Raw genomic sequence first — 23,164 nt, 5'->3', positions numbered from 1 at the left:
CTTACGGCCAACAATCGCGACAAACGGGGCCTGATGCGGCGCCGGGAACGTCTTTGACGCAACTCTGACGGCTCCGCCGCGTGGACGCCCACGAACACGACAGGGCCGCACCCCGTCACGGGGTGCGGCCCTCGAAGCCGTACGACTACCGGACCTCGGTGATCTCCGGCCCTCGCTGGAGCTGGCCCATGCCGCCGGAGAAGCGTGAACCGGCCTCCTCCTGCTGGACGCCCTCGGGAACCATCTGGGCGTCGTTCGGCAGCTTCAGGACGATCGGATCGCGGGGGGCCATCGGGCCGTCGCCGCGGACCACGACCGTGTCCCGGAAGATCTGCTCGAGCAGACCGGCCGCCTGCGGCTGCACCGCGCCCTGGCCCGAGATCACACCACGCAGGAACCAGCGGGGGCCGTCCACGCCGACGAACCGCACTACCTGGAAACCGCCCGTGCCGTCCGGCAGCTGCACCGGCACCTGGGCCCGCAGCTCCCAGCCGAGCGGGCCCTCGACCTCGTCGATGATGCCACCCTGCTGGGTGATGCCGGAGCCGATCTCCTCGCGTACCTCGCCCCAGATGCCCTCGCGCTTGGGAGCGGCGAAGGCCTGCAGCTGGATGGCGCTGTCGCGCAGCACGACGGTCGCCGCGACGATCGCGTCGCCCGCGACCTCGACGCGCAGCTCCATGCCGTCGACGCCCGGCACCAACAGGCCGCCCAGGTCCACCCGGCCCTCGCCGGGGTCACGGACCTCGGAGCTGTCCCAGGGCCCGTCGGGCCGCGGTTCCGGCTCGAGCCGTACGCGCTCGCGCGTGCCGTCGTCGTCCGCCTCAGTGTCGATGTCGACGACCTGCTCGGGCTCGCCGGCCGCGTCCTCGGCGGCACCCTTCTTCTTGCGACGTCCGAACACGTCACTGTCCTTCCCGGTCGGATACGACCGAAGCGTATCGATTCCCACCCGTTGCGCCGCCGTCGGCGGCCTGACCGCTTGTTCTGCTTGTGCCGCCCACCGCGGCATGGCCGCCGGTGGACCCGAAGCCCCCTGCGGCCCGTGCCGAATCGGGAAGCTCCGCGACCTCCTGGAAGCGAACCTTCTCGACCTGCTGGACGACCAGTTGGGCAATCCGGTCGAAGCGCTCGAACCGCACGGTCTCATGCGGGTCGAGATTCACCACGATCACCTTGATCTCCCCACGGTACCCGGCATCAACCGTCCCCGGGGCATTCACCAGGGCGACACCGAGGCGGGCGGCAAGACCGGAACGGGGGTGCACGAAGGCCGCGTACCCCTCCGGCAGGGCGATGGACACCCCGGTGGGCAGTACGGCCCGCTCCCCCGGCTTCAGTTCACGGCTGACGGTGGTGCGCAGGTCGGCTCCCGCGTCGCCGGGGTGCGCGTACGTCGGAAGCGGTACGTCGGGGTCGACGCGCCGGATCAGCACGTCGAGTTCTCGACGGGGCTCACGGCTCACGGGTTCACCTCGAAGGCACGGGCACGGCGGACCTGGTCCGGGTCGTCCATGGCGGCCCGGATCTCCTCCGGGCGGCCGTTGTCGATGAAGTGGTCGACCTTCACCTCGATGAAGAGGGCGTCGGCGCGGACGGCGACGGGCCCGTCGGGGCCGCCGATCCGTCCGGTGGCGGTCGAGTAGATCTTGCGGCCCGCAACGGCTGTCACCTCGGCCTCCAGGTGCAGCACCGTGCCCACCGGAACGGGCCGCACGAAGTCGGTCTCCAGCCGCCCGGTCACGGCGATCGTGCGCAGCAGCCAGTTGAGCGAGCCGAGGGCCTCGTCGAGGGCGCTCGCGAGGACACCGCCGTGCGCGAGCCCCGGGGCGCCCTGATGGGCGGGCTGCACGGTGAACTCGGCGGTGATGCCGACGCCGTCACCGGCACGCGCCTGCAGGTGCAGCCCGTGGGCCTGCTCGCCACCGCAGCCGAAACACTCGCCGTAGTGCGCACCGAGAAGCTCGCCGGGTGCGGGAGCATCGGGGTGCCGGACCGGTTTCACGGCGTCGGCCGGAGGCTTGAGAGTTGCGGAAGTACCACTCACAGCCGCAGACCTTACCCGCGCGTCGGCGGGTTCCGGACACCGTGCCAAGCTTGGCTCCATGCAGCTCTCCGCCGCCCCCTACGAAGAACGCCTGACGGCCCCCCGCACCTGGTGGCTGATCTCGTTCCTGGTCGGGCTCTCCCTGGCCCTGATCCTCCTGCCCTTCGGCACGCTGCCCATGCTCGCGGGCCTCGCCGGCGGCACCGCCGCGGCAGCCGTCATGGCGAGCTCGTACGGCTCGGTCCGCATCCGTCTGGTGGGCGACTCGCTGATCGCGGGCGAGGCGAAGATCCCGGTGCGTGCCCTCGGCGAGGCACACGTCCTGGACCCGGAGGAGGCCCGCGCCTGGCGCACCCACAAGGCCGACACCCGGGCCTTCCTCCTCCTGCGCGCCTACATCCCCACGGCACTGCGCGTGGAGGTCACGGACCCCGAGGACCCGACGCCGTACCTGTACCTGTCGACTCGGGAGCCGGAGCGGTTGGCGGAGGCGATCAGGGCCGCGAAGGCCTCGGTCTAGCACACCAGAGCGGGCCCTCACCGGCCTGGTCAAGACTTGTGCTCACGGTGGCGAAAACTTGACCGCGGCACACCGAACGGCCTCTGCGCGACGGCCGTTGCGGCCTCCCCGGGCGGGATCTCAGCGGCCCCCGAGCTTCTTGCGCCCGCGTACCCGCCCGGCGTCGCCCATCTCCAGCGGTCTCGCCGGGCGCTCCAGCGCCGGCAGTTCCGGCAACTCGTCCCACGGCACCTGCATCTTGCGCAGGTCCGCCCGGATCCGTGCCGCGAGCTTCTTGGTGTCCCGGCGGTTCATGACCGCGCCCACCGCGGCTCCCACCATGAAGGGCATGAGGTTCGGCAGATTCCGGACCATCCGCTTCATGATCTGCTGACGCAGCTCCCGCTTCATCTGCCCACCGAGAGCGGCGTTCACCGTCGCCGGCTTCATCGGGTCGATGCCGCGCTCCTCGGACCACGAGGACAGATACGCGGTACTGCGGTCCTTCAGACTGCCGGGCGGGCGTACGCCGTACACCTCGTGCAGCTCGGCGATCAGCTTCAGTTCGATCGCCGCCACACCGGTGACCTCGGCGGCCAGCTCCGTCGGCATCGCGGGCGGCACCGGCAGCATCGCCGCCGCACCGACTCCCGCGCCGACCGTCGAGCTCGCGTTCGCCGCGCCTGCCACGAGTTTGTCCGCGATCTGCTCGGGCCCCAGGCCCGGGAACTGCCGGCGGAGGGTCGCGAGGTCGCGTACGGGGATCCGCGGGGCGTTCTCGATGATGCGGTCGGCGAGGTACCCAAGTCCGGCTCTGGCGCGGCTGCCGCCCTTACGGACGCCTTCGCGGGCCTTTTCCCGGATCACCGCCGCCCGCCGTCGAACGACGGGCGCGGCAACCTCGGCCGGCGCCGGGAGTCCGGCCCCCGACGTCGGTTCGAGCGAGGCCCCCGTCCCGGATGAGCCCCGCTCGTCGTCACGCGCGCCGTACGGGCCGTCGGACGGCCCTTCGTCCGCTCCCGACCGTCGGGAGCGGCGCTTCCAAGGAGGGGTCGAGCCAGTCATGCCCGACCCGACCTCAGTCGCAGTCGCGGCAGATCGGCTGACCGTTCTTCTCCCGGGCCAGCTGGCTGCGGTGGTGCACCAGGAAGCAGCTCATGCAGGTGAACTCGTCCTGCTGCTTGGGCAGCACCCGGACGGCCAGCTCCTCGTTGGAGAGGTCCGCGCCGGGCAGCTCCAGGCCTTCGGCAGCCTCGAACTCGTCGACGTCCACTGCGGACGTCGACTTGTCGTTCCGCCTGGCCTTCAGCTCTTCAAGGCTGTCCGAGTCGACGTCGTCGTCGGTCTTGCGTGGGGTGTCGTAATCCGTTGCCATGTCGCTCTCCCCCTCTGGGTGTCTGCGGTGTCTCCAGCGCACGTAACGCGTGAGAGGCCGGACTTGTGCCCGACCCGAGGCGGAGATTTTGCCTCACATCAAGGTCTGTTACTCAATCGACACCCAACCGGACTCCTCAAGAGTGATCGGCTTGGATGGCGAACGGGACCGTACACGGTCCTAATGCCGCAGTTCAAAGGCGTCTCACCGTGTACTTCCCGTGATCAGGACCCCCGAAAACCCGGATTTTCCCGGCTTTCCGACGGTCCGCATGATCACTGTCAGTAGATGGCCAGAAAATCGCCCTTGTGATCGATCACACACGGGGCTGCTCGCCGAGTGCCCAGAAAATTCCGCGCAAAGCGAACATCCCCGTATCTCCGTCGGGTGTCGGCGCACATGATCTCAGATCGGCAGAGTGACCCGCATCACGAGCCCTCCGCCCTCACGCGGCTGCGCCGAGATGTGCCCGCCGTGCGCCCGGGCCACGGACCGCACGATGGACAGTCCCAGGCCGACGCCCTTGTCGCTGCCCGTGCGCTCCGTACGCAGCCGTCTGAACGGCTCGAAGAGATTGTCGATCTCGTACGCCGGCACCACCGGCCCGGTGTTCGACACGAGCAGGACCGCCTGCCCGTGCTGGACATCGGTGGTGACCTCGACCCAGCCGCCCTCCGGGATGTTGTAACGGACGGCATTCTGCATCAGGTTCAGCGCGATCCGCTCCAGCAGCACGCCGTTGCCCTGGACGACCGCGGGCTTCTGCTCGCCGCGGATCACCACGCCCTTGGCCTCGGCCTCCGCGTGCACCTGGTCGACGGCCTGCTCGGCCACCTCCGCGAGGTCCACCGGTTTGCGCTCGACGATCTGGTTGTCGCTGCGGGCGAGCAGCAGCAGTCCCTCGACGAGCTGTTCGCTGCGCTCGTTGGTGGCCAGCAGCGTCTTGCCGAGCTGCTGGAGTTCCATCGGTGCGTTCGGGTCCGACAGGTGCACCTCGAGGAGCGTGCGGTTGATCGCGAGCGGGGTGCGCAGCTCGTGCGAGGCGTTGCCGACGAAGCGCTGCTGTGCGGTGAACGCCCGCTGCAGCCGCTCCAGCATCTCGTCGAAGGTGTCGGCGAGTTCCTTCAGCTCGTCGTCCGGGCCGTCCAGTTCGATCCGGCGGGACAGGTCCGAGCCGGCCACCGCGCGCGCGGTCCGGGTGATCCGGCCCAGCGGCGACAGGACCCGGCCGGCCATGGCGTAGCCGAAAGCGAAGGCGATCACGGCGAGGCCGAGGAGGGCGAGGAGGGAGCGGCTGAGCAGATTGTCCAGGGCGTGCCGGCGCTGCTCGTTGACGCAGTCGTTCATCGCGTCGTTGAACACACCGGCCGAGCCGCTTTCGGGCAGGTTGCAGGTACCGCTCGTGACCTTGCCCTCGACGATCTTGAAGGGGAGGTCGCTGCCGACGTTCAGTGCCTGCGCCGCCAGCAGATAGATGATCGACAGCAGCAGGATGCCGGCGATCAGGAACATGCCGCCGTAGAGCAGCGTGAGCCTTATCCGGATGGTCGGGCGCAGCCAGGGAAAAGGGGCCTCCGGCCTGCGGGGGTCCCAGGTGGGCTTCGGGGGCGCCTGGGGAGGCGCGGGAGTCGCGGCCATGGTCGATCAGATCCGGTAGCCGGAGCCGGGCACGGTGACGATCACCGGGGGCTCCCCCAGCTTGCGGCGCAGTGTCATGACGGTCACCCGGACCACGTTCGTGAAGGGGTCGGTGTTCTCGTCCCAGGCCTTCTCCAGGAGCTGCTCGGCGGAGACGACCGCGCCCTCGCTGCGCATCAGCACTTCCAGGACGGCGAACTCCTTCGGCGCGAGCTGCACCTCCTTGCCGTCGCGGAAGACCTCGCGGCGGTTGGGATCGAGCTTGATGCCGGCACGCTCCAGGACGGGCGGCAGCGGCACGCTCGTACGGCGGCCGAGGGCACGCACGCGTGCCGTCAGCTCGCTGAAGGCGAAGGGCTTGGGGAGATAGTCGTCGGCGCCGATCTCCAGCCCCTCGACGCGGTCGCTGACGTCACCTGAGGCCGTGAGCATCAGCACGCGCGTGGGCATGCCGAGTTCGACGATCTTGCGGCAGACGTCGTCGCCGTGCACCAGCGGGAGGTCGCGGTCGAGGACGACCACGTCGTAGTCGTTGACGCCGATGCGCTCCAGGGCGGCCGCACCGTCGTACACGACGTCGACGGCCATGGCCTCCCGGCGCAGTCCGGTGGCCACCGCATCGGCGAGCAGTTGCTCGTCCTCGACGACGAGTACGCGCACGTCGCTTGTCCTTCCTGTGTCCACCCGCGTAGCGCTTGTCTCGCCCGCGAGCAGGGGTGTTGGTCGGGTGTCTTGGCCTCCATCCTGCCCTTTTCCGCCATAAGTCGGCGGTAAGACGGGTGTGCGGCCCCTGAAGGACGGGTGTGAAGCCCGGGAATGCGAGATTTTCTCTTCCGGTTGAGGTTTCCGCGGAAGGGACCGGGGGGAGGACGGCTTTACACCCCGCGATCACGCTCTGCTCGTGCCGCACCACCATGCGGTACGAATCGATCCGCTTTCCGCAGAGCGGGCGTGGGTGTCCGGCACCGTCGCCGCCCGGCCAGGGCAGCGCTGGGCACCTATCGGAGACGTGATCGCCCCTTCCGAACGGCACACCCCCGTGCCACCGACCCACGACCCAGGACGAGGGGGCGCAGCATGGACGCATTCACCGCAGGACTTCTGCAGCGCATAAGGGCGACCGAGTCCGACCTGACGCGGGCTCGTGACGAGGGCGACGACTTCCTCGTCGAGGTGGAGCAGGGCGAGCTCGACGACCTGCGCCGCCTCGCCGCCGAGCACGGTGTGGAAGTCGGCGCGTCACGCGTCTGACGAGTACGACGAAGGGGCCCCGGCGAATCCAGCGCCGGGGCCCCTTCGCGTGCTCCCGCGATCAGTCGTGCCAGGCGCCGAAGTCCTCCAGGAGTCGTTGGAGGGGCTCGAAGACTCCCGGGGTGGCCGCCACCGCGAGGTCGCGTGACGGGCGCTCTCCGGGGCGTCCGCCGGTCAGGGCGCCCGCTTCCCGTGCGATCAGGTCGCCCGCGGCCACGTCCCAGGCGTTGAGGCCGCGCTCGTAGTAGCCGTCGAGGCGGCCGGCGGCCAGGTCGCACAGGTCGATCGCGGCCGAGCCGCCGCGGCGGATGTCACGCAGGAGGGGGATCAGCCGCTGCGCGACGTCGGCCTGGTGGGTGCGCACCTCGGTGACGTAGTTGAAGCCGGTCGAGACCAGGGCCTGGTCCAGGGGCGCGGTGGGCCGGCAGCTGAGCCTGCGTTCGCCGTCCCAGGGGCCCGTGGCCCAGGCGCCCATGCCACGGACCGCATGGTAGGTCTCGCCGCGCATCGGGGCAGCCACGACGCCGACGACCGATTCGCCGTCCTGCTCGGCGGCGATGGAGACGGACCAAGTGGGCAGGCCGTACAGGTAGTTGACCGTGCCGTCGAGCGGGTCGATCACCCAGCGGATGCCGCTCGTGCCCTCGGTGGAGGCGCCCTCCTCGCCGAGGAAGCCGTCGTCCGGGCGGTGCTCGGAGATCAGGTCGGTGATCAGTTTCTCCGCCGCGATGTCCATCTCCGTGACCACGTCGATCGGGCTCGACTTGGTCGCGGCGACCGCGAGGTCGGCCGGGCGCCCGTCGCGCAGCAACTCGCCCGCGCGACGGGCGGCCTCCCGGGCAAGCCGGAGCAGTTCCGAGTGCAGGGGGTCGGTCACGGGGCTCCTCACGCGTACGGGCTGTCGGCGCCCGCGGCGGCCGGCCTGGGGGCGCGGGCCGGGCAGCAGCCGATCGGACAGAGGTTGTGATCGGCGCCCAGCGCACCGAGGGCGCAGGGCGTGACCTCCTGGCCGCGCTCCACGGCGGCACGCTCCAGGACGAGGTCGCGGATCGCGGCGGCGAAGCGCGGGTCGTCTCCGACGGTGGCCGAGCGGCGCATCGGCAGGCCCAGCTCCTCCGCCTTGGCCTTGGCCTCCGTGTCGAGGTCGTAGAGGACCTCCATGTGGTCGGAGACGAAGCCGATGGGGGCGATCACGACCGCCGGGACCCCGGCCGCGTGCCGCTCCTCGAGGTGGTCGCAGATGTCGGGCTCCAGCCACGGGATGTGCGGGGCGCCGGAGCGGGACTGGTAGACGAGCTGCCAGGGGTGGTCGACGCCGGTGCGCTCGCGTACGGCGTCGGCGATCAGCCGCGCGACGTCCAGGTGCTGCTCGACGTACGCGCCGCCGTCGCCCTGCTCCTCGACCGGGCCGGAGGTGTCCGCGGCCGCGGTCGGGATCGAGTGGGTCGAGAAGGCGATGTGCGCGCCGTCCCGGACGTCCTCGGGAAGATCGGCGAGGGACTCGACCACACCGTCGATCATCGGCTCCAGGAAGCCCGGGTGGTTGAAGTAGTGCCGCAGCTTGTCGACCTTCGGCAGCTGAAGGCCCTCCGCCTCCAGGGCGGCGAGCGAGTCGGCGAGGTTCTCGCGGTACTGGCGGCAACCCGAGTAGGAGGCGTAGGCGCTGGTGGCGAGGACGATGATGCGGCGGCGGCCGTCGGCGACCATCTCGCGCAGGGTGTCCGTCAGGTACGGCGCCCAGTTGCGGTTTCCCCAGTAGATCGGCAGGTCCAGGCCGTGCTCGGCGAAGTCCTTGCGGAGAGCGTCGAGCAGTGCGCGGTTCTGGTCGTTGATGGGGCTGACTCCGCCGAACAGGAAGTAGTGTTCGCCGACTTCCTTCAGGCGTTCCTTGGGGATGCCCCGCCCACGGGTCACGTTCTCCAGGAACGGGATCACGTCGTCCGGGCCCTCGGGACCGCCGAAGGAGAGCAGGAGCAGGGCGTCGTAGGGGGTGGCATCGCGCGCGTCTGGCATGGGTCGATCCTGTCATTCGGTACTGACAGCCGGGAAACGGCGGGGTGACCACCCGGGTTCCCGGTTCGTCCGGCCAGGTGCGTTAGGGTCACCTAACTCGTAAGATGTATCGGCTGCCCTCACGCCTTACCGAGCCGCCCTTCGCCGCCCTGAGTCGCCTGAGCCGCCGCAGTCCCGCCCCTTCCGCCTGACCGGAGACCCCCGTGCCGAGCCCCTACCGCGCCCTGTTCGCCGCCCCCGGCACCAAGGGCTTCACCGCCGCGGGCTTCCTCGGCCGGATGCCGCTGTCGATGATGGGCATCGGCGTGGTCACGATGATCTCCCAGCTGACCGGGCGCTACGGCCTCGCCGGTGCCCTGTCGGCCACGATCGCGCTCTCCGCGGCGGTGGCGGGCCCGCAGGTCTCACGCCTGGTCGACCAGTACGGGCAGCGGCGGGTGCTGCGCCCGGCGACGCTGATCTCGCTCGTGGCGGGGGCCGTGCTGCTGTTCGCCGCGCACTACGACTGGCCGGACTGGGTGCTGTTCGTGGCCTGCGTCGGCATCGGCTGCGTGCCCAGCGTCGGGGCGATGACCCGCGCCCGCTGGGCCGCGCTGTACCGGGAGACGCCCCAGCTGCACACCGCGTACTCCTTCGAGTCCGTGATCGACGAGGTGTGCTTCATCTTCGGGCCGATCATCTCCATCGGCCTGTCCACGGCGTGGTTCCCCGAGGCCGGGCCGCTGCTCGCCGGCTGCTTCCTGGCCGTCGGTGTCTTCTGGCTGACCGCGCAGCGGGCCACCGAGCCCGCGCCTCATCCGCGCGAGCACCACGGCGGCAGCTCGGCTCTGCGCTCGCCGGGGCTGCAGGTCCTGGTGGCCACCTTCGTGGCGACCGGAGCGATCTTCGGGTCCGTCGACGTGGTCACGGTGGCCTTCGCGGACGAGCAGGGGCACAAGGGCGCCGCGAGCGTGGTCCTCGCGCTGTACGCGGCGGGCTCCTGTGCGGCGGGGCTGGTCTTCGGGCTGTTGCGCTTCAAGGGGGCGCCCGAACCTCGCTGGCTACTGGGCATATGCGCGATGGCCGTGAGTATGATCCCCCTCCTACTGGTCGGAAACTTGCCGTTTCTGGCCGTGGCGCTGTTCGTCTCGGGCATGGCCGTCGCTCCCACGATGATCACCACCATGTCCCTGATCGAAGAGCACGTACCACGCGCGCAACTGACCGAGGGCATGACCTGGGTGAGCACCGGGCTCGCGGTCGGGGTCGCGCTCGGCTCCTCCGCGGCCGGCTGGGTGATCGACGCGGCCGGTGCGGGCGCCGGGTACGGGGTTCCGGCGGTGTCCGGGGCCATTGCGGTCGCGGTCGGTTTCCTGGGGTACCGCCGGCTCAGCAGGCCGGCTCCGCGTCGGGGAGGCACCGTTGAGCAGCACAGCGAGCGGCAGGAACGGCACGTGGCGTAACTGGGGCGGCAACGTCGCCGCCCGCCCCGCGCGGGAGGTCACTCCGGCCTCCGTCGAGGAGCTGTCCGCCGCGATACGCCGGGCCGCCGAGGACGGCCTGAAGGTGAAGGCGGTCGGCAGCGGACACTCCTTCACGTCCATTGCCGCCACCGACGGCGTGTTGATCCGCCCTCAACTGTTGACCGGCATCCGCAACATTGACCGGAATGCCATGACCGTCACGGTCGAGGCCGGTACCCCGCTCAAGAGGCTCAACATGGCCCTGGCGCGCGAGGGCCTGTCGCTCACCAACATGGGCGACATCATGGAGCAGACCGCCTCGGGCGCCACCAGCACCGGCACGCATGGCACAGGCCGCGAGTCGGCCTCGATCGCCGCCCAGATCAAGGGACTGGAGCTGGTCACGGCCGACGGCTCCGTGCTCACCTGCTCCGAGAAGGAGAACCCAGAGGTCTTCGGGGCGGCCCGCATCGGCCTCGGCGCCCTGGGCATCGTCACCGCGATCACCTTCGCCGTGGAGCCGATCTTCCTGCTCTCCGCACGCGAGGAGCCGATGCCGTTCGACAAGGTCCTGGCGGACTTCGACGAACTGTGGGCCGAGAACGAGCACTTCGAGTTCTACTGGTTCCCGCACACCGGCAACACCAACACCAAGCGCAACAACCGCAGCGCGGGCCCCGAGAAGCCGGTGCCGCAGCTCCAGGGCTGGTTCGAGGACGAGTTCCTCTCCAACGGCGTCTTCCAGGCGGCGCAGTGGGTCGGCCGCGCGGTACCCGCCACGATCCCGGCGATCGCCCAGATCTCCAGCAAGGCGCTGTCCGCGCGGACCTACACGGACATCCCCTACAAGGTCTTCACATCGCCGCGCCGGGTGCGCTTCGTGGAGATGGAGTACGCCGTCGCGCGCGAGGCCGTCGTCGAGACGCTGCGCGAACTGAAGGCCATGGTCGACCGCTCCGGCCTCCGGGTCAGCTTCCCCGTCGAGGTGCGCACCGCCCCGGCCGACGACATCACGCTGTCCACCGCGTCGGGCCGCGACAGCGCGTACATCGCCGTCCACATGGTCAAGGGCACGCCGTACCAGCGGTACTTCACCGCCGCCGAGCGGATCTTCACCGCGCACGAGGGGCGGCCGCACTGGGGGAAGGTGCACACGCGGGACGCCGAGTACTTCGCCCAGGTGTACCCGCGCTTCGGCGAGTTCACGGCGCTGCGGGACCGACTCGATCCGGACCGCCGGTTCCAGAACGACTACCTGCGGCGGGTGTTGGGGGCCTAGCCCACGATCGACTCGTACCACCCGGCCGGCCAACTGCGCAGCCAGGAGCGGCGGGGGGCGAAAGCATTAGTTCCGTTTCCGGCGTTTGCGTGAAGTACGCCACGTTCAAGATCGGAGAACCGCTCAACCAACGGCCGGGTCCCACCCCTTGCCAGAACTTGAGCGGCGCGCCAATCCACGCACGTGGCCCAAATGGAGTACTGTTGCGAGCCCTGGGTCCGGTCTCCCGCCAGGGCGTCCGTGGCCTTCAAGGACCGCCGGGAGGGGGCTAGTTGCACAGGGTGACGGAGTTGGTCACTTAGCGTTGCGAACAGGTAACCGTGCCATAACGGCGATCCAGGGCCCGCGCCCGACACGCCGGGCAACTCGGCAAGGTTGTGGCAGGCTGCACCCGGGCAGGCCACACTCGACTAGCGGAAGCAGCGACGCACGTGACGTCGGCAGGCACCACCCGGGAGGTCCCCATGCCCGAACTGCGTGTCGTGGCCGTCTCAAATGACGGCACACGGCTGGTGCTGAAGGCTGCCGACGCAACGGAGTACACGCTTCCGATCGACGAACGCCTGCGCGCCGCTGTGCGTGGCGACCGTCCTCGCCTCGGCCAGATCGAGATCGAGGTGGAGAGCCATCTCCGCCCCCGCGACATCCAGGCGCGTATACGCGCTGGTGCGACCGCGGAAGAGGTCGCCCAACTCGCCGGCATCCCCGTCGACCGCGTACGGCGCTTCGAGGGCCCCGTGCTCGCCGAGCGCGCCTTCATGGCCGAACGGGCCCGCAAGACCCCCGTCCGCCGCCCCGGCGAGAACGCCGCCGGGCCGCAGCTCGGCGAGGCCGTCCAGGAGCGGCTGCTGCTGCGCGGCGCCGACAAGGACACCGTCCAGTGGGACTCGTGGCGCCGGGACGACGGCACCTGGGAAGTGCTGCTGGTCTACATGGTGGCGGGCGAACCGCACTCGGCGAGCTGGACGTACGACCCGCCCCGGCGGCTCGTACAGGCCGTCGACGAGGAGGCGCGCTCGCTGATCGGCGAGTCCGAGGATCTCGCCGCGCCCGAGCCCAGCTTCCCGTTCGTTCCGCGTATCGCCCGGCTTCCGCGCGAGCGCGGGATGGACCGTGCCCTCGAGACCGCTCGGCCGAGTCTGCCGGCCCAGGCCTCCGAGCCTGCCGAGGAGACCACGGAGGAACGGGACTCGCTGACCAGCCTGCTGGAGGCGGTGCCCAGCTTCCGGGGCGATCTGGTGGTCCCGGAGCGGCCGCCGGAGCCGGACGCCGAGGAACCTCCCGCCGAACCGGACGCGGAGGAACCTCCGGCCCCCGCCGCCTCGGCCGGTGCCGGTTCCGCCTACGCGGACGTCCTCATGCCCCGCTCCGTCGGCAGCCACCGCGACCGCCTCATCGGCGCCACGGACCGCCAGGCCGAAGCGGACGGCGTCCGTCCCGGTCGCCGGGCAGCCGTCCCGAGCTGGGACGAGATCGTGTTCGGGACGCGCAGGAAGAAGCAGGAGTAGGCAAGCAGGAGCAGTCGGTCATGCGGCCGTGTCGGTCGTACGACCGCACATATGACCGTACGAGGACGAGGGCCACGCCGCCTGCAGCATGGCCCTCGTGCTGTCCCCGCCTACTGCGGATCCGGGCCCACAGCCACCGGACGCGACGGATCCGACGACCACTCCGACCACGAACCGACGTACAGCCCGGCCGGAATGCCCGCGACCGCCAGCGCCAGCACCTCATGCGCGGCGGAGACGCCCGAGCCGCAGTACACGCCGACCTCCGTGCCCTCGGACGCGCCCAACGCCTTGAAGCGCGCCGCGAGTTCCCCGGCGGGCAGGAAGCGGCCGTCCGCGCCGACGTTGTCGTTCGTGGGGGCGGACACGGCGCCCGGGATGTGACCGCCGACCGGATCGATCGGCTCGACCTCTCCGCGGTACCGCTCCCCCGCTCGGGCGTCCAGAAGTACGCCCGACCGAGCGAGCGCCGCGGCGCCCTCGGCGTCGAGAAGGCCCGTCGCGGCCGGCTTCGGCTCGAAATCGCCCTCCGCCGGAGTCGGTACGGATGTCTCCAGCTCCCCCTGCCAGGCAGGCAACCCGCCGTCGAGGACCCGCACATCCGGGTGACCCGTCCAGTGCAACAGCCACCATGCCCGGGCCGCAGCCCAGCCCTGCCCGCCGTCGTACACGACCACCGGCGCCGACGACGACACGCCCGACCGGCGCATCGCCGCGCCGAATTCGGCCAAGTCCGGCAACGGGTGACGGCCGCGTGAACCGGGCGCGGAGGCCAGTTCCCGGTCCAGGTCGACGTAGACCGCGCCCGGGATGTGCCCGGCCTCGTACGCGGCCCGGCCGTCGAACGGCGGCTCACCGGCCGCCTTGGTCACGGTCAGCTGCCAGCGGATGTCCAGCAGCACCGGCGGGTTCTCGCCCGTCAGTTCGCTCGCGAGTTCGGATGCGGAGATGATGGCGTTCATGGTCACCATCCTTGCGCACGGGGTGGCCGCATCGCCCGGCTCCGGTTACTCTGCCCGCCGGACAGGCCCGATCACGAGGCGTACGGGATCGGGCACATGCTGTACAGCCGATCGACATCCGTCGGCAATCGCACGGAAACGGGCGGTAAATCGCACACCGGGCATCCTCCGGACGCCGCCCGTCGTGCGGCGGCGCGCCCGCAGCGCGCGCGGCCACGGGTGGTGCGAGCATCGGCTCGGGGGTCGGGACAGCGGAAGCGACGCGGCCCCCACGAGGGGCCGAGGAGAGAGTGACGATGACCGAGGCACGGGGGTCGGCCGGCCCGAACGGCGCGACGCACGCCCGGCACGCGCCCGGCACGCCCTGCTGGGTGAGCCTGATGGTGCACGGGATGAGCGCGACCCAGGAGTTCTACGGAGCGCTGTTCGGCTGGGAGTTCCAGCCCGGCCCCCAGCAACTCGGCCCCTATGTGCGGGCCCTGCTCGACGGCCATGAGGTGGCCGGCATCGGCCAGTTGCCGCCCGACCGCCACCTCCCCATCGCCTGGACGCCCTACCTCGCCTCGAACGACGTGGACCTGACCGCCGAGACGGTACGGCTGTGCGGCGGCACCGTCGGGGTGGGCCCGCTGGACGCCGCCGAGGCCGGCCGGATGGCGATCTGCTCCGACCCCGCCGGCGCCGTCTTCGGCATCTGGCAGACCGCGGCCCACCTCGGCACCACCGTCACGGGCGTACCCGGCACCCCCGCCTGGAACGAACTGCTGACCTTCGAGTCCGTGAACGTCGCCAAGTTCTACGAGGCCATGTTCGCCTACGAGGAGGAGCAGGTGGTCTCCGCCGACTTCGACTACGTCACCCTGCACATCGACGGCCGCCCGGTCGCCGGCATCTACGGCGTCGGCAACGCCCTGCCCCGTGATCGCGGCCCGCACTGGATGACGTACTTCGAAGTGGCCGACACGGACGAGGCGCTGGACCGGATCGTCGAGCTCGGCGGCCACGTCCTCAGCCCGGCCCACGACAGCGCCCACGGCCGCGTGGCGACGGTGGCGGACCCGGAGGGGGCCCGGTTCTCCCTGATCCAGGATCCGCGCTGACGGCGTTCAGGGCCAGTACGGGGCCGTTTGCACGCGTGGACCGCCGCCGAATGGGCCGCGGCTCAGGCCGGCTGCATCGGCAGGACGTCCGGGGACAGCGCCGCCGCCCGTGCGCTGGCCGCCGTCATGCGGCGGCGGTGGTGGCGGCGGCACAGGACCTCGTAGCCGACCGCGTCCGCCTGGTTGACGTCGCCGACGACCACCTGGGCCCCCTCGACGACCATCGCACCGCCTATCGTGCGGGCGTTGTGCGTGGCGCGGGCGCCGCACCAGCACAGGGCCTCGACCTGGAGCACCTCCACCCGGTCGGCGAGTTCCACCAGGCGCTGGGAACCGGGGAACAGCTTGGTGCGGAAGTCGGTCGTGATGCCGAAGGCGTAGACGTCGAGGCCCAGGTCGTCGACCACGCGCGCGAGTTGGTCTATCTGGGTCGGTGCGAGGAACTGGGCCTCGTCGGCGATGACGTAGTCCGCGCGGCCGCCCTGGGAGAGGTGGTCGACGAGGTAGGCGTACAGGTCCATGCCGTCCTCGATCTCCACCGCGTCCGTGACCAGGCCGAGTCGCGAGGACAGCTTGCCCTCGCCCGCCCGGTCGTCGCGAGTGAAGATCATGCCCTGCAGGCCACGCGCCGAACGGTTGTGCTCGATCTGGAGAGCCAGCGTCGACTTCCCGCAGTCCATCGTTCCGGAGAAGAACACCAGCTCGGGCATGGCGAGTTGAGCACCTTTCGGCGGAGAGTGCGGTCCACGGGAGCGCTACGAGGGTTTCAGGAGCGTACTTCGAGCAGGGGGACGAGCTGCTCGGCGGGGGTCATCGAACCGTGGTTGCCGACCATCGCCGATTCCTTCGGCTCCCGCTCGGACGCGATGATCAGGACGTCGTCCCGCGCGGCCGCGATCACGTCGCCGATGCGGTCGTGGACCCGCTCGTCGATCCGCGGCCCGAACCAGCCCGCCGCGATCGCCTCGTCCCGGGAGGCCACCCAGAACTGCTCGCCCAGCACCTCGCGCCAGCAGGTCAGGACGTCGTTCGCGGCACCGGGCACCGCGTAGACGTGCCGCGCCCGGCCCTCGCCGCCCAGCAGGGCGACACCGGCACGCAGTTCCCAGTCCTCGTCGAAGTCGAGGCGGTGCTGCTCGTCGAAGGGCACGTCGATCATGCCGTGGTCGGCGGTGACGTAGAGCGCGCTGCGCGGCGGCAGCTGCTCGGCGAGGCGCTGGACGAGCCGGTCGACGTACATGAGCTGACCGCGCCAGGTGTCCGAGTCGACGCCGAAGCGGTGGCCGGCGCCGTCCAGCTCGGCGTAGTACGTGTAGACCAAGGAGCGGTCACCCGCGGCCAGTTGCTCGGCGGCGAGGTCCATACGCTCCTCGCCGGTCAGGCGCCCGTGGAACGTTCCTCCGCTGAGCGCGACCTTGGTCAGCGGGGTGTTCTCGAAGGTGGGCGACGACACCTGGGCCGCGTGCACGCCCGCCTGGTGCGCCAGCTGGAAGACCGTGGGGTACGGCTGCCAGACGCGCGGCGACGTCCACGGGTTCCAGCGCAGCTGGTTCATCAGCTCGCCGGTCTCGGGGTTGCGCACGGTGTACCCGGGCAGGCCGTGGGCGCCCGGCGGCAGGCCGGTGCCGACCGAGGCGAGGGAGGTCGCGGTGGTCGCCGGGTAGCCGGCGGTGATCGGGCGTCCGGTGCCGCCGCGCGAGCTGCTCAGGAGCGAGGTCATGAACGGCGCCTCGTCGGGGTGCGCCTTGAGCTGCTCCCAGCCGAGTCCGTCGACCAGGAACACGCAGTTGCGGTCGGTGGGGGTCAGCTCGGGGATCGCGGCGGTCATCCCCGGTACGGCCATGCCGGCGGCCAGCGTGGGCAGCAGGTCGGCGAGCGAGCCGCTGCCGTACTGGGGGGCGGGCGCGGAGTCGACGGCGAGGGGTTCCGGGTGGGAGTCCCAGGTGGCGGGCTGGATCATCTCAGCGGGCGACGTCCGCGGTCGCCTCGGAGAGCGACTGCGCGAAGGCGAGGGCCTGGCGCACGGTCTCCGGGCCGTCGCCGGCCTCGCTGACGCGCAGGCTGAGGTCGTCCGCCGTCGAGTTGCCCGTGTAGCCGTGGTCGGCCTCGCAGTTGGGGTCGCCGCAGGCGGCGGGCTCCAGGTCGATACGGGAGACGGCGCCCCAGCCGATGGTCAGCACGACCTCGCGGGGCAGCGTGCCCGGCTGGTACTGCTCCGGATTGGCGACCACACGGCTGACCACCACCGACGAGATCCGGCCGAGCTTCACGGACTCCGTGGACGTGGTGGCGTACGGCGTCGGGGAGGTGCTGTCGGCGGCCTGCTCGTCGGTGTGGCTGACGATGAAGCGGTTGCCGGTGAGGACGAGGACGGTCACATGCCGCCGCACCTCGTTCTGGTCGAACGTCGTCTCCTGATGGACCAGGTACGACCGGATGGCGTCGCCGCCAACAGCGGCCTCCACCGCCTCGGCCACGAGGGCCGGGTAGTAGCCGCTGCGCTCGATCGCCGCACGCAGCCCCTGGGTCGTCGTACTGGTCTTGGCCATGACGCCCATCCTACGGGGGCCCACTGACTGCGAGGCACCGCTCGCCGCGGTCTCAGTACGTCGGGAGCGTCCTCGGTCCGAGGTCGTCGCGGGCGGGCGGTGGCGCGAGGCGTACGGAGGCGCCGAGCACGCTCACGCCGTGCGTGGCGACGACGACCGGCTCCAGGGTGACCGCGACGACCTCCGGGTGGTCGTCGACCAGCCGCGACACCCTCAGCAGCAGCTCCTCCAGGGCAGGCGTGTCCACCGGCGCGGAGCCGCGCCAGCCGAACAGGAGCGGTGCCGTCCGGATCGAGCGGACGATCGAGGTCGCGTCGCGGTCGGTGACCGGGATCAGCCGGTGCGCGGTGTCACCGAGCAGCTGCGAGGCGGCGCCGGCGAGCCCGAAGGACAGTACGGCGCCGGCCGCCGGGTCGATCACGGCCCGTACGACGGTGTCGACGCCGCGCGGTGCCATGCTCTGCACGACCGGCCGCAGCTCCTCCGGCCTGCCGAACAGCTCGGTCAACTCGGCGTACGCCCGCCGCAGTTGTTCTTCGTCGGCCAGGTCGAGCCTGACGCCGCCGAGGTCGGCGCGGTGGCGCAGATGCGGGGCGGTGGCCTTGAGAGCGACGGGGTAGCCGAGGGTGCGGGCGGCGTCCGCGGCGGCGTCGGGGGTGGGGGCGTGCAGGGCGCGGTGCACCTGGACGCCGTACTTGCCGAGCAGGTCACAGGTCTCGTCCGTGCCGAGGGTGAGCCCTTGCCCGCGCGCGAGCAGCCCGTCGATGAGCCGGGCGGCGCCCTTCTCGTCGATGTCCTCGTACTCCGGCACCTTCCCGGGGTCGGCCGCCTCACGCCGCCACTGCGCGTACTTGACGGCTTCGGCGAGGGCGCGGACGGCGCGTTCGGCCGCGGGGTAGGCGGGGATGAGGCGGGGGGCGTTCTCAGCGGGGTCCGGCCGTTCGGGGGGTGTCTCGGCCGGGAAGTCCAGGGGGCGGAACGGGTGGGTGGCGCGGAGCCCGACGCGGGGCGCCGTCCTGCCCGCCTGGGGTGCGGTGCTCGCCGCGGCCGACAGGGCCTCCGCCAGCCCGCCCAGCTCCACGTGCACCACGAGAACCGGCTTGCCCGGCACCGCCTCGGCCGCCGACCGCAGCGCCTCCGCCAGCTCCTCGTCCCCCGGCGACACCTCGCCGATCGCCGGGATCGCCGTCACCACCACCGCGTCGCAGGTGTCGTCCGCCAACGCGCGGGCCAGCGCCGCCCGGAAGTCCGCGGCCGACGCCCCCGTCGTCAGGTCCAGCGGCGGCAACGGCCGCAGCCCCTCGGACAGGCACGCGTCGTACGTCAGCAGCCCCAGCGACTCGGAGTTGCCCAGGATCGCCACGCGCGGCCCGGCCGGCAGCGGCTGACGCGCGAGCAGCAGCCCCGCGTCCACCAGCTCCGTGATCGTGTCCACCCGGATCACGCCGGCCTGCCGCAGCAGCGCGGACACCGTGGCGTGCGGCAGGCGCGTGGCCCGTACCGCATGCCCCTGTGGCGCCGCGCCACCGTGCCGCGCCCCCTGAACCACGACCAGCGGCTTCGCGGCCGCCGTACGCCGGGCGAGGCGGGTGAACTTGCGCGGGTTGCCGATGGACTCCAGGTACATCAGTACGACGTCCGTGTCCGGGTCGTCGTACCAGTACTGCAGGACATCGTTGCCGGAGACGTCGGCCCGGTTGCCCGACGAGACGAGGGTCGACACACCGGTGACCCCGGTGACCCCGCCGCCGCGCCGGTGGAGCCGGGACAGGAGCGCGATCCCGATGGCACCGGACTGCGCGAACAGCCCGATCCGGCCCGGGCGGGGCATCTCGGGCGCGAGGGAGGCGTTCAGCCGTACGTCGGGGGAGGTGTTGATGATCCCGAAGGCGTTCGGGCCGATGATGCGCATGCCGTACGCGCGTGCGTGCCGGACGAGTGCGCGCTGCCGCTCGCGCCCGTCGGGCCCGCTCTCGGCGTACCCGGCGGAGACCACGACCAGCCCCTGCACCCCGTGCTCACCGCACTCGGTGACCACCTCGGGGACGTACTCGGCCGGCACGGCGACCACCGCGAGATCGACGGGCCCTTCGATGTCCCGCACGGACCGGTGCGCGGGCACGCCGTCGAGCTCCTTGAGGTCCTCCGGGAACGCCTTGTTCACGGCGTACAGCGCCCCCGTGAAACCGGCGTCCCTGATGTTGCCGAGGACGCTGCGGCCCACCCCGCCGGGCGTGCGGCCGGTGCCGATGACGGCGACGGAGCCGGGTACCAGCAGCCGCCGCACGGACCGCGCCTCGGCGCGCTGCTCGCGCGCGTACTGCACGGCGAGCGAGCGGTCGGTCGGCTCCAGGTCGAACTCCAGGCGTACGACGCCGTCCTCGAAGCTGCGCTTCTGGGTGTACCCGGCGTCGGTGAACACCTTGATCATCTTGGTGTTGGCGGGCAGTACCTCGGCGGCGAAGCGGCGGATGCCACGCTCGCGTGCGACCGCGCCGATGTGTTCGAGGAGGGCGGAGGCCACGCCGCGCCCCTGGTGGGCGTCCTGGACGAGGAAGGCGACCTCGGCCTCGTCGGCGGGTGCCGACGCGGGCATTCCGTCGGCGCCGATCCGGTCGTAGCGTACGGTTGCGATGAACTCGCCGCCCACTGTGGCCGCGAGTCCCACCCGGTCCACAAAGTCGTGGTGCGTGAAGCGGTGGACGTCCTTCGCGGACAGACGCGGGTAGGGCGCGAAGAAGCGGTAGTACTTCGACTCGTCCGACACCTGCTCGTAGAAGCTGACCAGACGCTCGGCGTCATCAACGGTGATGGGGCGGATGCGTGCGGTGCCGCCGTCGCGCAGCACCACGTCGGCTTCCCAGTGGGCGGGGTACTCGTGCCGGTCCGAGGCGCTCTGCATGGGGCCCAGAGTACGGCTCGCGTCCGACAACGGCGCGAGGCAGTCTGTGGAGGACGTATGGCGGGTCGAGGCCGCGACCCGACGGTCACCTCAGGAGGGGCGTTTTGTCCCTCCCGGCATGCTTCACGGGTGTGGGAAACTGGTCTAGACAACCCTGAACACCGAAGGGCAGCATCACATGGCTGAGCGCCGCGTCAACGTCGGCTGGGCCGAGGGCCTTCACGCCCGCCCCGCTTCCATCTTCGTCCGGGCCGCCACGGCCGCAGGTATCCCGGTGACGATCGCCAAGGCCGACGGCAACCCCGTCAACGCGGCCTCCATGCTGGCCGTTCTGGGCCTGGGCGCCCAGGGCGGTGAGGAGATCGTCCTCGCCTCCGACGCCGAGGGTGCGGACGCCGCCCTCGACCGGCTGGCGAAGCTGGTCTCCGAGGGCCTCGAGGAGCTTCCCGAGACGGTCTGAACGACCTGAGCGGGACCGCCGAGCAAACGGTGAAGCCGCGTCCGCCTTTCCGGCCGACGCGGCTTCGCTGTTTTCGGGCAGGCGGCCACGCTTTTGAGGCGGACAGCCGTGAGAATTAACGGCCGCACCCGAAAAAGGGCAGCGGGAATTCCCCGCCACCGAATATCACCTCTTTGTATACGGCGCCCGTGTTAATGTCGCAGGCTCGGCATGTTTACGGGATGTTGCGAATTCCTCACACGCTCCGCGCGCTCACCGGTGGAACCGAACCGCAGCCGGTGCGCGGCGATCGCGCGTTCGGTGTGCACTGCCGTGATCGCACGGGCGCGTTCGCCGTCGCCGCGCGCCACCGCGTCCACGATCGCGCCGTGCTCGGTCCAGGACTCCACAGGGTTGACCGGCGCGTCCACCGCGTACATCCAGGCGATCTTGTGCCGCAGCTGGGTCAGCATCGAGGTCAGGGCGGGGCTGCCGCAGGCCTGGGCCAGCGTCTCGTGGAACCAGCCGCCCAGGGAGCGCAGATCCTCGCTGTTGCCCCGCCTGGCCCGCTCCTGGCCCAGCCTGACCAGGCCGCGCAGAACCTTCAGATGGGCCTCGGTGCGCCGCTGGGCGGCCCGTGAGGCGCCGAGCGGCTCCAGGAGAGTGCGCATCTCGAGCAGGTCGGCGGCCTCCTGCTCGGTCGGTTCGGCCACGCACGCGCCCGCGTGCCGCCGGGTCACGACGAAGCCCTCCGCCTCCAGGGTGCGCAGGGCCTCCCGCACGGGGACGCGGGAGACGCCGTATCGGCGCGCGAGGAGTTCCTCGGTGAGCCGGCTGCCGCGCTCGTAGACACCGGCGACGATGTCGTCCCGGATCGCGGTGCATACCGAGTGCGCCGGAATACGCATGACCGACCTCCGCCTTAATCCCCGTGAAACGTCGACGAATGACGTGTGTTCAGTGACTCTATTGCAACCTGCTGGAATTTCCGATGGCGGGTCGGAATCCATGGATATTTTTTGGACAGCCGGTCGTCCGAAACGCCGAAAGCCCCGGCTCGGGGAGCCGGGGCCCAAGAGGCGGAGCTTGCGTCGTCAGACGTTCACGCCGTGGGAGCGGAGGTAGGCGACGGGGTCGATGTCGGAGCCGTACTCCGCCGTCGTGCGGGCCTCGAAGTGCAGGTGCGCTCCGGTGACGTTGCCGGTGGCGCCGGACAGGCCTATCTGCTGGCCGGGGGTGACGGTCTGGCCCACCGAGACGCCTATGGAGGACAGGTGGCCGTACTGGGTGTACGTCCCGTCGTTCATCTTGATCACGATGCTGTTGCCGTACGACCCGCCCCAGCCGGCCTCCACGACGGTGCCCGAGCCGACCGCGTGGACGGAGGTGCCGCTGGCGGCGTGAAAGTCGACGCCCGTGTGGCTGCCGGAGGACCAGACGGCGCCGCCGGCCTTGTAGCCGGTGGAGACGTACGAGCCGGAGATCGGGGCGACGTAGGACAGCAGGCGCTGGCGCTCGGCCTCGCGGGCGGCGCGCTCCTTGGCCTCGCGCTCCTGCTTGGCCTTCTCGGCCGCCTTCTTGCGCGCGGCCTCCTCGGCGGCCTTCTTCCGGGCCGCGGCCTCCTCGGCGGCCTGCTCCTGGGCGGCGGCCTGGGCGTCGATCTGGTCGGCGATCGAGTCCTCGATCGTGACGACGGGGATGAGGCCGGTCTGCTCGGCGGCGGGTTCGGCGGCGAGCGCCGGGGCGGCGAGGGTGCCCATGACGCCGGTGGCGGTGAGAGCCGCGACGCCGGCCGCGCGGGCGGTGGAGCGTTCGAACCGGCTGGGGCGACGGTGCTTCCCGGTGGGACGGTTCTTCCCGGTGGCGCAGGTGAACGCCATGAAGTGGCTGGTCCTTTCCTTCCTTCTCGCCTACCGGGTTAGCTGACGGGTTCGGAGCAGGAAGGTCTCCTACGGACCCCCTCGCGGCTGCGCGGGCGTCCGATTCACCCCAGGGACTACGGTGGGTCCCCGGCTCCCCTGGCTCGCGCCGTACGGGGACTCGGCGATGGCTGTCCGGTGCCGCGGGCGCGGCGCACTGCCTGACGGACAGCCCGGAAGACGCTAAGCGGCACGACTTTCAATCCCCAAACGGATCGCGGCTTTTGTAGCGCATCCCACA

General features: G+C 71.2%; 23 protein-coding genes and 1 riboswitch. Of the genes, 7 read left to right on the top strand and 16 right to left on the bottom strand.

Annotated elements, in window-relative coordinates:
* Positions 1 to 145: 145 nt before the first annotated feature.
* The 3 genes from ACIREI_RS39375 to ACIREI_RS39365 are packed head-to-tail and all read right to left on the bottom strand — an operon-like array spanning position 146 to position 2,047.
* A complete protein-coding gene (locus ACIREI_RS39375; protein WP_403343831.1) occupies positions 146 to 904 on the bottom strand; it encodes a DUF3710 domain-containing protein in 759 nt (252 codons plus the stop codon).
* 1 nt (position 905) lies between these two features.
* Positions 906 to 1,466, bottom strand: coding sequence for a dUTP diphosphatase (gene dut / locus ACIREI_RS39370; protein ID WP_403343828.1), 561 nt, complete (start codon positions 1,464 to 1,466; stop codon positions 906 to 908).
* Complete coding sequence (locus ACIREI_RS39365; RefSeq protein ID WP_403343825.1) at positions 1,463 to 2,047, bottom strand: PaaI family thioesterase; 585 nt, start codon at positions 2,045 to 2,047, stop codon at positions 1,463 to 1,465. Before ACIREI_RS39365 ends, dut begins: the two co-directional genes overlap by 4 nt.
* Before the next feature lie 58 nt (positions 2,048 to 2,105).
* Here ACIREI_RS39365 and ACIREI_RS39360 point away from each other — a divergent pair, with 58 nt between their 5' ends.
* On the top strand, positions 2,106 to 2,567 hold the full coding sequence (locus ACIREI_RS39360; protein ID WP_403343822.1) for a DUF3093 domain-containing protein: 462 nt from the start codon (positions 2,106 to 2,108) through the stop codon (positions 2,565 to 2,567).
* Positions 2,568 to 2,687: 120 nt separating this feature from the next.
* On the opposite strand, the gene ACIREI_RS39355 is transcribed toward ACIREI_RS39360, so the two are convergent.
* The 4 genes from ACIREI_RS39355 to ACIREI_RS39340 form a co-directional block, all read right to left on the bottom strand.
* A complete protein-coding gene (locus ACIREI_RS39355) occupies positions 2,688 to 3,611 on the bottom strand; it encodes a hypothetical protein (RefSeq protein WP_403343819.1) in 924 nt (307 codons plus the stop codon).
* A 13-nt stretch (positions 3,612 to 3,624) separates the two neighbouring features.
* The gene (locus ACIREI_RS39350; protein WP_005481602.1) at positions 3,625 to 3,921 is read right to left on the bottom strand and encodes a DUF4193 domain-containing protein; all 297 of its coding nucleotides are present in this window, start codon (positions 3,919 to 3,921) and stop codon (positions 3,625 to 3,627) included.
* Between the two features lie 405 nt (positions 3,922 to 4,326).
* A complete protein-coding gene (locus ACIREI_RS39345; protein WP_403343816.1) occupies positions 4,327 to 5,559 on the bottom strand; it encodes a sensor histidine kinase in 1,233 nt (410 codons plus the stop codon).
* 6 nt (positions 5,560 to 5,565) lie between these two features.
* Positions 5,566 to 6,219 carry a response regulator transcription factor gene (locus tag ACIREI_RS39340; RefSeq protein WP_007385219.1) on the bottom strand — a complete coding sequence of 218 codons (654 nt, stop codon included), beginning with the start codon at positions 6,217 to 6,219 and terminating at the stop codon, positions 5,566 to 5,568.
* Between the two features lie 417 nt (positions 6,220 to 6,636).
* Between ACIREI_RS39340 and ACIREI_RS39335 the strand changes: the two genes are divergently transcribed.
* A complete protein-coding gene (locus ACIREI_RS39335) occupies positions 6,637 to 6,810 on the top strand; it encodes a hypothetical protein (RefSeq protein WP_164904867.1) in 174 nt (57 codons plus the stop codon).
* Between the two features lie 61 nt (positions 6,811 to 6,871).
* On the opposite strand, the gene ACIREI_RS39330 is transcribed toward ACIREI_RS39335, so the two are convergent.
* The gene (locus ACIREI_RS39330) at positions 6,872 to 7,687 is read right to left on the bottom strand and encodes an inositol monophosphatase family protein (RefSeq protein WP_403343812.1); all 816 of its coding nucleotides are present in this window, start codon (positions 7,685 to 7,687) and stop codon (positions 6,872 to 6,874) included.
* Between the two features lie 8 nt (positions 7,688 to 7,695).
* Positions 7,696 to 8,823 carry a ferrochelatase gene (locus tag ACIREI_RS39325; protein ID WP_403343809.1) on the bottom strand — a complete coding sequence of 376 codons (1,128 nt, stop codon included), beginning with the start codon at positions 8,821 to 8,823 and terminating at the stop codon, positions 7,696 to 7,698.
* A gap of 203 nt (positions 8,824 to 9,026) precedes the next feature.
* Here ACIREI_RS39325 and ACIREI_RS39320 point away from each other — a divergent pair, with 203 nt between their 5' ends.
* From ACIREI_RS39320 to sepH, 3 genes are all read left to right on the top strand, one after another.
* The gene (locus tag ACIREI_RS39320) at positions 9,027 to 10,265 is read left to right on the top strand and encodes an MFS transporter (RefSeq protein WP_403343806.1); all 1,239 of its coding nucleotides are present in this window, start codon (positions 9,027 to 9,029) and stop codon (positions 10,263 to 10,265) included.
* A complete protein-coding gene (locus ACIREI_RS39315) occupies positions 10,225 to 11,544 on the top strand; it encodes a D-arabinono-1,4-lactone oxidase (protein WP_403343804.1) in 1,320 nt (439 codons plus the stop codon). Before ACIREI_RS39320 ends, ACIREI_RS39315 begins: the two co-directional genes overlap by 41 nt.
* 464 nt (positions 11,545 to 12,008) lie before the next feature.
* A complete protein-coding gene (gene sepH / locus ACIREI_RS39310; protein WP_403343801.1) occupies positions 12,009 to 13,052 on the top strand; it encodes a septation protein SepH in 1,044 nt (347 codons plus the stop codon).
* A 110-nt stretch (positions 13,053 to 13,162) separates the two neighbouring features.
* On the opposite strand, the gene ACIREI_RS39305 is transcribed toward sepH, so the two are convergent.
* The gene (locus ACIREI_RS39305) at positions 13,163 to 14,014 is read right to left on the bottom strand and encodes a sulfurtransferase (RefSeq protein ID WP_403343798.1); all 852 of its coding nucleotides are present in this window, start codon (positions 14,012 to 14,014) and stop codon (positions 13,163 to 13,165) included.
* A 296-nt stretch (positions 14,015 to 14,310) separates the two neighbouring features.
* Between ACIREI_RS39305 and ACIREI_RS39300 the strand changes: the two genes are divergently transcribed.
* Complete coding sequence (locus ACIREI_RS39300; RefSeq protein ID WP_403343796.1) at positions 14,311 to 15,114, top strand: VOC family protein; 804 nt, start codon at positions 14,311 to 14,313, stop codon at positions 15,112 to 15,114.
* A gap of 62 nt (positions 15,115 to 15,176) precedes the next feature.
* Here ACIREI_RS39300 and ACIREI_RS39295 read toward each other — a convergent pair whose 3' ends face one another.
* From ACIREI_RS39295 to ACIREI_RS39280, 4 genes are read right to left on the bottom strand one after another with little or no spacing between them, the layout of a single operon-like run.
* On the bottom strand, positions 15,177 to 15,824 hold the full coding sequence (locus ACIREI_RS39295; protein ID WP_403343793.1) for a thymidine kinase: 648 nt from the start codon (positions 15,822 to 15,824) through the stop codon (positions 15,177 to 15,179).
* 56 nt (positions 15,825 to 15,880) lie between these two features.
* Positions 15,881 to 17,074: an alkaline phosphatase family protein gene (locus ACIREI_RS39290; RefSeq protein WP_403343791.1), complete on the bottom strand. Its 1,194-nt coding sequence runs from the start codon at positions 17,072 to 17,074 to the stop codon at positions 15,881 to 15,883.
* Between the two features lies 1 nt (position 17,075).
* Positions 17,076 to 17,663, bottom strand: coding sequence for a DUF5998 family protein (locus tag ACIREI_RS39285; RefSeq protein ID WP_403343788.1), 588 nt, complete (start codon positions 17,661 to 17,663; stop codon positions 17,076 to 17,078).
* 52 nt (positions 17,664 to 17,715) lie between these two features.
* Complete coding sequence (locus tag ACIREI_RS39280; RefSeq protein ID WP_403343785.1) at positions 17,716 to 20,565, bottom strand: GNAT family N-acetyltransferase; 2,850 nt, start codon at positions 20,563 to 20,565, stop codon at positions 17,716 to 17,718.
* Between the two features lie 178 nt (positions 20,566 to 20,743).
* On the opposite strand from ACIREI_RS39280, the gene ACIREI_RS39275 reads away from it, so the two are divergent.
* A complete protein-coding gene (locus tag ACIREI_RS39275) occupies positions 20,744 to 21,025 on the top strand; it encodes an HPr family phosphocarrier protein (RefSeq protein ID WP_016432192.1) in 282 nt (93 codons plus the stop codon).
* Between the two features lie 191 nt (positions 21,026 to 21,216).
* Here the strand turns inward: ACIREI_RS39275 and ACIREI_RS39270 are convergent, their stop codons facing one another.
* A complete protein-coding gene (locus ACIREI_RS39270; RefSeq protein WP_403343782.1) occupies positions 21,217 to 21,912 on the bottom strand; it encodes a GntR family transcriptional regulator in 696 nt (231 codons plus the stop codon).
* 186 nt (positions 21,913 to 22,098) lie between these two features.
* Entirely contained in the window at positions 22,099 to 22,884 is a 786-nt protein-coding gene (locus ACIREI_RS39265; protein WP_403343779.1) for a M23 family metallopeptidase, read from the bottom strand.
* Positions 22,885 to 22,897: 13 nt separating this feature from the next.
* A riboswitch (cyclic di-AMP (ydaO/yuaA leader) is annotated at positions 22,898 to 23,060 on the bottom strand.
* Positions 23,061 to 23,164: the final 104 nt, after the last annotated feature.

Origin of the sequence: Streptomyces sp. NPDC093591 (genome assembly GCF_044764885.1) — a bacterium.
GTDB lineage: Bacteria > Actinomycetota > Actinomycetes > Streptomycetales > Streptomycetaceae > Streptomyces.
The sequence above is the reverse complement of the archived record's forward strand: the minus strand, read 5'-3'. Positions and strand labels throughout refer to the sequence as shown.